7 protein-coding genes are annotated in these 6,906 nt (G+C 55.0%); 3 read left to right on the forward strand and 4 right to left on the reverse strand.

Going from position 1 to position 6,906, the window contains the following annotated elements:
* Positions 1-371 precede the first annotated feature (371 nt).
* The gene (locus J4E70_RS19060) at positions 372-917 is read right to left on the reverse strand and encodes a DinB family protein (protein ID WP_213891514.1); all 546 of its coding nucleotides are present in this window, start codon (positions 915-917) and stop codon (positions 372-374) included.
* Positions 918-994: 77 nt separating this feature from the next.
* On the opposite strand from J4E70_RS19060, the gene J4E70_RS19065 reads away from it, so the two are divergent.
* Positions 995-1,966, forward strand: coding sequence for a LysR family transcriptional regulator (locus tag J4E70_RS19065; RefSeq protein ID WP_213891516.1), 972 nt, complete (start codon positions 995-997; stop codon positions 1,964-1,966).
* Between the two features lie 196 nt (positions 1,967-2,162).
* Here the strand turns inward: J4E70_RS19065 and J4E70_RS19070 are convergent, their stop codons facing one another.
* From J4E70_RS19070 to J4E70_RS19080, 3 genes are read right to left on the reverse strand one after another with little or no spacing between them, the layout of a single operon-like run.
* Positions 2,163-2,708: an amino acid synthesis family protein gene (locus tag J4E70_RS19070; protein WP_213891518.1), complete on the reverse strand. Its 546-nt coding sequence runs from the start codon at positions 2,706-2,708 to the stop codon at positions 2,163-2,165.
* A 2-nt stretch (positions 2,709-2,710) separates the two neighbouring features.
* Positions 2,711-3,883: an MFS transporter gene (locus J4E70_RS19075; protein ID WP_213891519.1), complete on the reverse strand. Its 1,173-nt coding sequence runs from the start codon at positions 3,881-3,883 to the stop codon at positions 2,711-2,713.
* The gene (locus tag J4E70_RS19080) at positions 3,883-4,296 is read right to left on the reverse strand and encodes an ester cyclase (RefSeq protein ID WP_213891521.1); all 414 of its coding nucleotides are present in this window, start codon (positions 4,294-4,296) and stop codon (positions 3,883-3,885) included. Before J4E70_RS19080 ends, J4E70_RS19075 begins: the two co-directional genes overlap by 1 nt.
* A 185-nt stretch (positions 4,297-4,481) precedes the next feature.
* Here J4E70_RS19080 and J4E70_RS19655 point away from each other — a divergent pair, with 185 nt between their 5' ends.
* A complete protein-coding gene (locus tag J4E70_RS19655) occupies positions 4,482-5,288 on the forward strand; it encodes a LuxR C-terminal-related transcriptional regulator (protein WP_213891523.1) in 807 nt (268 codons plus the stop codon).
* A complete protein-coding gene (locus J4E70_RS19090; protein ID WP_213891525.1) occupies positions 5,285-6,724 on the forward strand; it encodes a LuxR C-terminal-related transcriptional regulator in 1,440 nt (479 codons plus the stop codon). Before J4E70_RS19655 ends, J4E70_RS19090 begins: the two co-directional genes overlap by 4 nt.
* Positions 6,725-6,906 lie beyond the last annotated feature (182 nt).

Below are 6,906 nucleotides of genomic sequence, written 5' to 3' on the forward strand. Positions count from 1 at the left end.
GATCCCACATCTCAGATTTCTGTTTGTCCGTGTAAAACGTCCGCGTCCGATATTTCATCTCTAACACTCCATCTTTCCAAAAAGACTAAAGTGTTGCGACCACCCGTTGAAACCGCCGGACAAAGCGCACGATACTTCGTTCCGCACGAATGTCCGCTTTGGATGAGGCTTGACGATAGCAACGATGTCTGTAGCAATCACAAAACAAAGTTTGTGAGCAACGTGGAATAGCTGATCATTGACAGATTTTGTTGCGAGCATGTCACCAGTTGGCCGATGGTTTGAGTGACGGCGACTTGGACTCATGGATTGTATTGTTCCTCCCGGTACAATGGCCTCAGCCAAGGTGCGGGCATATCGGCCCCCCCGCGTCAGCCACGCCGAGTTGCCAACATGCGCGTTAATGTGAGGCTGTCGCAGCGTCCCAGTGCGTCTCGCACAAACACGGAAAAGTCGTTCGCAGGCGGCCTTGCAGGCACTTGGTACATCATGTCATTGACGAACCCGCGATGGTAGGTCGCGTGGTTGACAAGATGGAGTAATATCTCCTCTCGTGTCATCGCGCCTGCGCCGCCGCCGACGAACGCAAAGCGGATTGTTTCGGTTAACCTCACGGCATCAAGGCCGTTGCCCAGGTCAACAAACCACTGGTTCATCTCGCGCTGTCGGTCGTACAGTTCCCGAAGCGGCGGCGTATCCGATGTATTACGGGCGGTGTAGCCGTGTTGGCGTCCGGTTAAGTGATGGCGGAATATGTCGTCGACAACAAGAACATGGTTGAGCGTGTGTGCAATGGTGCCGAAGTTCGATTGCCGAGGCTTGGTTACCTCGTCTTCGGGCAAATCGAACAACGCGCCATAAGTGACTTCATCCGCCCAATCCTTGTAACGTAAGAGTTTCTGTATCGTGCTAGGCATGGTGTGATCTCCTGAGGCATTTGTGATTTCCCTTGATAGTGACAGGGCGGCTTCTATTAGCTATTAATTCACTTGACATGGATAAAGATGCATCTGAGACCGAGTTTCGGTCTTTTAAAGACCGAATGAACCGCGAGGCGTACACGACACCCCGTCACTTTGCCGGTATCACGGGCGCGATGGCGGCTTTCGTCGCGGTTGTAGACGCGGGAAGCTTTGCAGGTGCTGCCATCTGGCTGGACATGACGCCGTCCGCCGTCTCGAAGGTTGTCTCTCGATTGGAATCGCGTCTTGGCGTCCGGCTCCTGACCCGAACCACTCGCAGGATCGCACTTACCGACGCAGGTGGGGTGTTCCTGCATCATGCACGGGTCACCCTTGACGCTGCTGAAACTGCCGTCTCGCAGGTTGCGGCGTTGGGGGATGAACCATCAGGCAGGGTCCGTGTGTCGGTGGGCTCAGCTTACGCCAAGCATCAACTGGTTCCGCGCTTACCAGCTTTCCACTCCCTTCACCCGAAAGTCACTATTGAACTGAATGTGAGCGACGCCTTGGTCGATCCACGCTTTGATGCGGTTGACGTGGCAATCCGGCCTGGCGGTAGTCTCACACCCGGTCTCCATTTGACGTCACTCGGAACAGCGGTGCGCTTTCTCTGCGCGTCGCCTGCCTATCTTCAGCGCAAAGGCGTACCTCGCACTCCTGATGACCTCGCCTTCCACAACTGCCTCGTGATGTCAGGGGCGGGGTTCGAACGCTGGCCGTTCCGGGTCAGCGGACGCGTGAGAGACATAGAAGTCATTGGGTCAGTGCGTGCGGACAACGCTGACATGCTTTTGGATTTAGCACTTGCTGACCATGGTATTGTGCGCCTTCTCGATACAATAGTAGGCCCCCCCCTGCGCAAAGGGAGGCTGGTTTCTATCATGGAAGACGTCCATGTCGGGGATCATCAGCCGGTAGACGCACTCGTCCGGCGTGGCCGTGAGATCGTACCACGCATATCGGCGCTGCTTTCCTTCCTGCGCGACGACCAGGTTTTGAGTTAAGCTGGCAACAGAATATGCCCATTGATCACATGAACTGATGAAGCGGACATTCAAAATATTGTAGGAAATGACTGCTAAGTCCGCATTGCCGACCTTAATGCAGAATGCGGCGAATGGCTGGATCGAGCCCTCTTTTCCGATATTCTGCAGTGCCGCGAATGACCTAAGTGCAGGCGGGTGGCAGTTTATCGGTTCGCTACACCTTACTTGGACCTTTACCGACCCTCGGGTCGGCGCGTGTACCGGTCGATACACCAATACAAAGCACAATCTCATCCGCGCGTGGCGCGTCAGGCAGCCACAATGTCATGGTGTCAATATGGTCAAATGACCATGGCTCGTCCTTATGCCCAAGTGGTAGATCGATGCTACTCCCTACGGCGCCGACCTTGTGGTTGGACGGCATGAGGGCCTTTCCGCCGCCGACAGCTTCCCGCACAGGCTTACCCAGTTTGGGATGCAGCACCGCGGCTCCGTGCTCCATTGCCCCTGTAGATCCAATCAGGGCAGCTTTGCCATAGCAAACCGGCGGCGTCGGCAGGATATTCACCAAATCGCCCGCGAGCTGCTGGCCGACTTCTGCACTGATATCAAACAATTTCGACAGATCGTCCTGATCGGTCCCGGCAAAAGGGTTGTTGACGATCGCCATCGCGGCGGCACGTGTGATTGATGGACAAGGCTTTCCCATCTCGTCGGAATTTATGATTTCTTTAGTTATAACCGATTTGCGAATGAGCATGGTTAAACTTCTCCCCTAACGGCCAGAGATAGCCCTGTTTTGAGATATTGATACACAAACGCAAGTGGAACCACCAAGGCGTACAGGATCATGGCAAGCCATATGGGGCCTTGTGCGCTTCCGGTTGCGTCCAGAGTCGCGCCTGCGGCCGGAGGTGTGATCATCATAATCGCGTAGTACACCGTAAAGAAGATCCCCATGCCAAAGGCCCGAACTTCGGGCCGCAATGCTTGTCCGGCCAAGGCCATAATAACACCCGCCGGTGCCATGCCGATCAGGCCGAAAAGTACGCTTGCGCTCAACCCGGCGCCCGGCACACCCAAAAGCAGAAGCGAAACAATCGCGCCCCCCATGCAGACAGCCAAAATCGTATTTCGCCGCCCAAAACGATCCGAGATCTGTCCGCAGAGCGCACCAGACAGGATCATGAGCCAGCTGCCGACGCTGATGATGCCCGCAGACGCCAAGGCCGTTTGGCCGAGGCTCTCAAGCACTTTTGGCCCAAATGAAAGATAGGTGACATAAGCTGCGTTGAACACGCCCCAAGCCGAGGCTGCGCAAAGCACAAGCCGCCATTCCTGGGCTGAGAGCCTCGGGGTTGAGTCGCTTTTGACTACAGGTAAATCATGCGGCGCCTTGTAAAATAGAAGCACTCCCAGTGCAGCGATCAAACAGTAGCCCGATGCAACCTGAAACGGAATCCGCCAGCCGAAAGCGTCTGCAAACCACGCATGACCCACCTGACCCATCGCGATTCCAAATGGCCAACTCATGACAAGTATGCTCATCGCGGTCGCGATTTCGCGCCCCTCAAACCAGTCAGCGATCATTTTGGTGAAATAGAGGGTGGTAAAAAGAAAGCCTACCCCCCCGAAGACGCGGCCGAGCCCAATCATCCAACTCTCTGTTGCAGCGGATGACACGACACCCCCGAGAGCCAGCGCACCCAGCCCAAACACGACCATGTAACGATCTGAGACAAAGCGACCCCAGTATCCGGCAGGGAGTGCCAGGAAAAGACCAGGAGCCATGAACAAACCGATCAGAAAACCGATCCCAGCATAGTCGAGCCCGAAGGCGACAACCAGGTTATCGCCAACGGAGGCCAGTGTCTGAAACTGAAATCCAAGCCCGATGCGTGCCAGAAAAAGCAACGCCAAGATGCGCCAGCGCATCACGCCCAGCCAAGTCCACGCAGGGCATGCACATCGTTCCAGATCTTGGTCATGTGACGGATTTTGTCACCATCAAACTCCATGACATAGGCGTAATCCGAAACCACCGAATTGCCGGTTGGAGCAACGGGCCCGCCTTCGCCAGTCTGCGTTCCATGAAATTCGGCCGCCGCAACAACTGTGCCACGTTCCTGATCCATCGCAAACGCCTTGAGAACATAACGCCCGTCGGGCACCGGGGTCAGGAGGCCCTTCATCCACTCGCAATAATCCGCAAGCATCTTCGTGTCGGTCAGTGCGTCGGCCTGGCAGGAGAAAGTTGCGTCCAGTTGACACCAACCCCGGCAGGCATCCCAGCCCTTGCCGGTTTCGCAAGCGTCAAAAAAAGCCTGTGCGGTTTTGTGGTGTGACATCTGTTGATCCTCCATGTTGTGGTGCCATGGACAACACTATGCCGGGAACGTTGTGGTAGATATCAGGCAGATGCAGTAAATTGGGCCTTGCGCGTGCAGTATTAAACTACATCATTTGCGGGATTGATTGTGTAGAGCGCTGTATCCACACTCGATTTTAAACGCAGGTCAAAGGAGCCGCGGAAGTGCCAGCACAGTCCGATCTCAGTCCAAGGGAGTTGGAAATCGCGCAATCCTACGCGACCGGCTCTACCTACCAAGAAATTGCAGGGACGCTTTGCATCGCGCCATCAACTGTCCGCACGCATTTGGCCACGATCTACCGAAAAATGGAAGTTTCCTCAAAACTTGAACTGATGACCCGTCTCAAAGGCGATTCCCCGCAGCCGCGCAGTCAGTCTGAATTAAACTCGGTGATTTCAGAGCTGGCATTGAGCCTTGAAGAAGCGATCAGTCGCGAAAAAGCACTTAGTGAGGTACTTCGAATCATCAGCGCCTCGCAGGGGAATATGGGCTTGGTAATGCCCTCCATTCTGAATCACACGTTGGAACTGTGCGAGGCAGAGTTCGGTATTCTGTTTGAATATCGGCAAAATAGGCGATTTTGTGCGAGCTTCACAAAAGGCATCCCAGAGCCCTTTCAAAGGTGGCTTGATGAGAGTGGCGAATTCTCTGCTAGCGCACAGACGGGCCTTGGACGGATGGACGCACAGCGCGAGGTGGTTAACATCATTGATGTAAAATCCGAATATATCTATCGCACTGACGATCCTCTGCGCTATGCAACAGCTGACCTCGGCGGGGCACGTTCCTTTGTGGCGATCCCGATGCTTGCCGCGGACAGGCTGGTGGGAGCCTTCACGATCTACCGGCAAACGGTTCGACCCTTTACCGCGGACACAACTCGACTTGCTCAGATGTTCGCGGACCAAAGTGTGATCGCCCTTGAAAACGCTCGGCTGATGAGCGCAGTGCCAGAGGTCAAGCGATGAACCGGAAATCGCAAAGCACAGGAGACTTGAGTGCGCGGGAACAGCAGATTGCGCAAGTTTATGCGCAAGGTGAAAGCTATCAGCAGATTGCAGATCGACTTTGTCTCGCGCCGTCTACCGTGCGGACGCACCTGGCAACGATCTATCGCAAACTTAGGGTGTCCTCGAAACTGGAACTGCGCGACGCCTTGCCCTCCGCCGCAACACCGCAAGCCGACCTAGTTGAAGGATTTCCGGAGCGGCCAGAGAAGCCGTCCATCGCCGTCCTGGCATTTGAAAACATGTCGGGCGATCCCGAGCAGGAGTATTTCTCCGATGGGATCAGCGACGATATCATCACCGCGCTCTCGCGCTCGCCGTGGCTCTTCATAATCGCACGCAACACGACCTTCACTTACAAGGGGTCCAACGTTGATGTCAGGCGTGTGGCTGAAGAACTGGGCGTTCGGTTTGTACTGGAAGGCAGTGTCAGGCGATCCGGCGATAGAGTTCGAGTCACGGCACAGTTGATCGACGGATTGACCGGCGGCCATGTCTGGTCTGACCGCTATGACGGCCAGCTGGAAGACGTGTTCGATTTGCAGGATGAGATAACGCGCAATGTGGTTGCCTCGATTCAAACAACGGTTCATCTCAGTACTATTCAGGATCCGGTCGAGAGGGCGTCTCATCCGGACTTGACCGTTTGGGAGCTGACCATGCGTTCCTGGCATCTGCTCTATGATTTTGATCCGGAAAGCTATGCCCATGCCAAAACGCTGCTTGAGCGCGCTTTGGCGATCGATCCTGAAAGCGCAGAGGCGAACATGGTCCTCTCGCTGATCAATCACCACATTGCAATCATGGGTTTTGCGAAAGACGAAGTACCTGCAATGGAAACGGCCTATGCGCTTGGGCGTCGTGCAACGCAGTTGGATGATCGGAATGAGTATGCCCATTGGGCGTTTGGCATCAGTTGTTGGGGCCTGCTGAAATACGACGAGTCCCTCGCCGCCCTTGAACGCGCTGTTGCCCTGAACCCGAATTGTTCTCTGGCTTATGGCAGTCTAGGCACTTTGCTAGGCATTTTGGGGTGCTCCGAAGAAGCAATCGCCAATCAGGAAATCGCGATCCGCTCCAACCCCTTGGACCCAAGCATCTTTTTCCGGTTCTCAGGGCTTGCGCTTGCACACTACATGGCCGGGCGATACGTGATCGCGATTGAGTGGGCCGAGCGCGCCATTCATCGAATGCCCCGTTGGTATTTTGCGCATTTCGTTTTGGCCGCGAGCCACGTGGCACTTGATCAACACGAACAAGCGTCTGCAACTGCCGAGGCATGTGTGGCAGTGATACCAAACATCCGCATCCGAGACCTTGATCGAGTCCCTTTGAAAGACACAAAGAAAATGGACAAACTCCGCAACCGCTTACGTATTGCTGGGTTCTCTGATTGATCGAGACCTCACCAAAGCGGCCATTGGGGCACGTGCAACGAAAGGACGCTCTGTCCCGGCGGTTTCAACGGGTGGTCGCAACACTTTAGTCTTTTTGGAAAGATGGAGTGTTAGAGATGAAATATCGGACGCGGACGTTTTACACGGACAAACAGAAATCTGAGATGTGGGATCGGTGGCAG

The organism is Pseudohalocynthiibacter aestuariivivens, from assembly GCF_018457175.1.
GTDB classification, from domain to species: Bacteria; Pseudomonadota; Alphaproteobacteria; order Rhodobacterales; family Rhodobacteraceae; genus Pseudohalocynthiibacter; species Pseudohalocynthiibacter aestuariivivens.

What these genes read in the sequence shown, in the direction of transcription:
- J4E70_RS19070 (WP_213891518.1), bottom strand. Translation starts at nt 2,708, where the DNA reads ATGCTCATTCGCAAATCGGTTATAACTAAAGAAATCATAAATTCCGAC.
- J4E70_RS19075 (WP_213891519.1), bottom strand. Translation starts at nt 3,883, where the DNA reads ATGCGCTGGCGCATCTTGGCGTTGCTTTTTCTGGCACGCATCGGGCTT.
- J4E70_RS19080 (WP_213891521.1), bottom strand. Translation starts at nt 4,296, where the DNA reads ATGTCACACCACAAAACCGCACAGGCTTTTTTTGACGCTTGCGAAACC.
- J4E70_RS19065 (WP_213891516.1), top strand. Translation starts at nt 995, where the DNA reads ATGGATAAAGATGCATCTGAGACCGAGTTTCGGTCTTTTAAAGACCGA.
- J4E70_RS19060 (WP_213891514.1), bottom strand. Translation starts at nt 917, where the DNA reads ATGCCTAGCACGATACAGAAACTCTTACGTTACAAGGATTGGGCGGAT.
- J4E70_RS19090 (WP_213891525.1), top strand. Translation starts at nt 5,285, where the DNA reads ATGAACCGGAAATCGCAAAGCACAGGAGACTTGAGTGCGCGGGAACAG.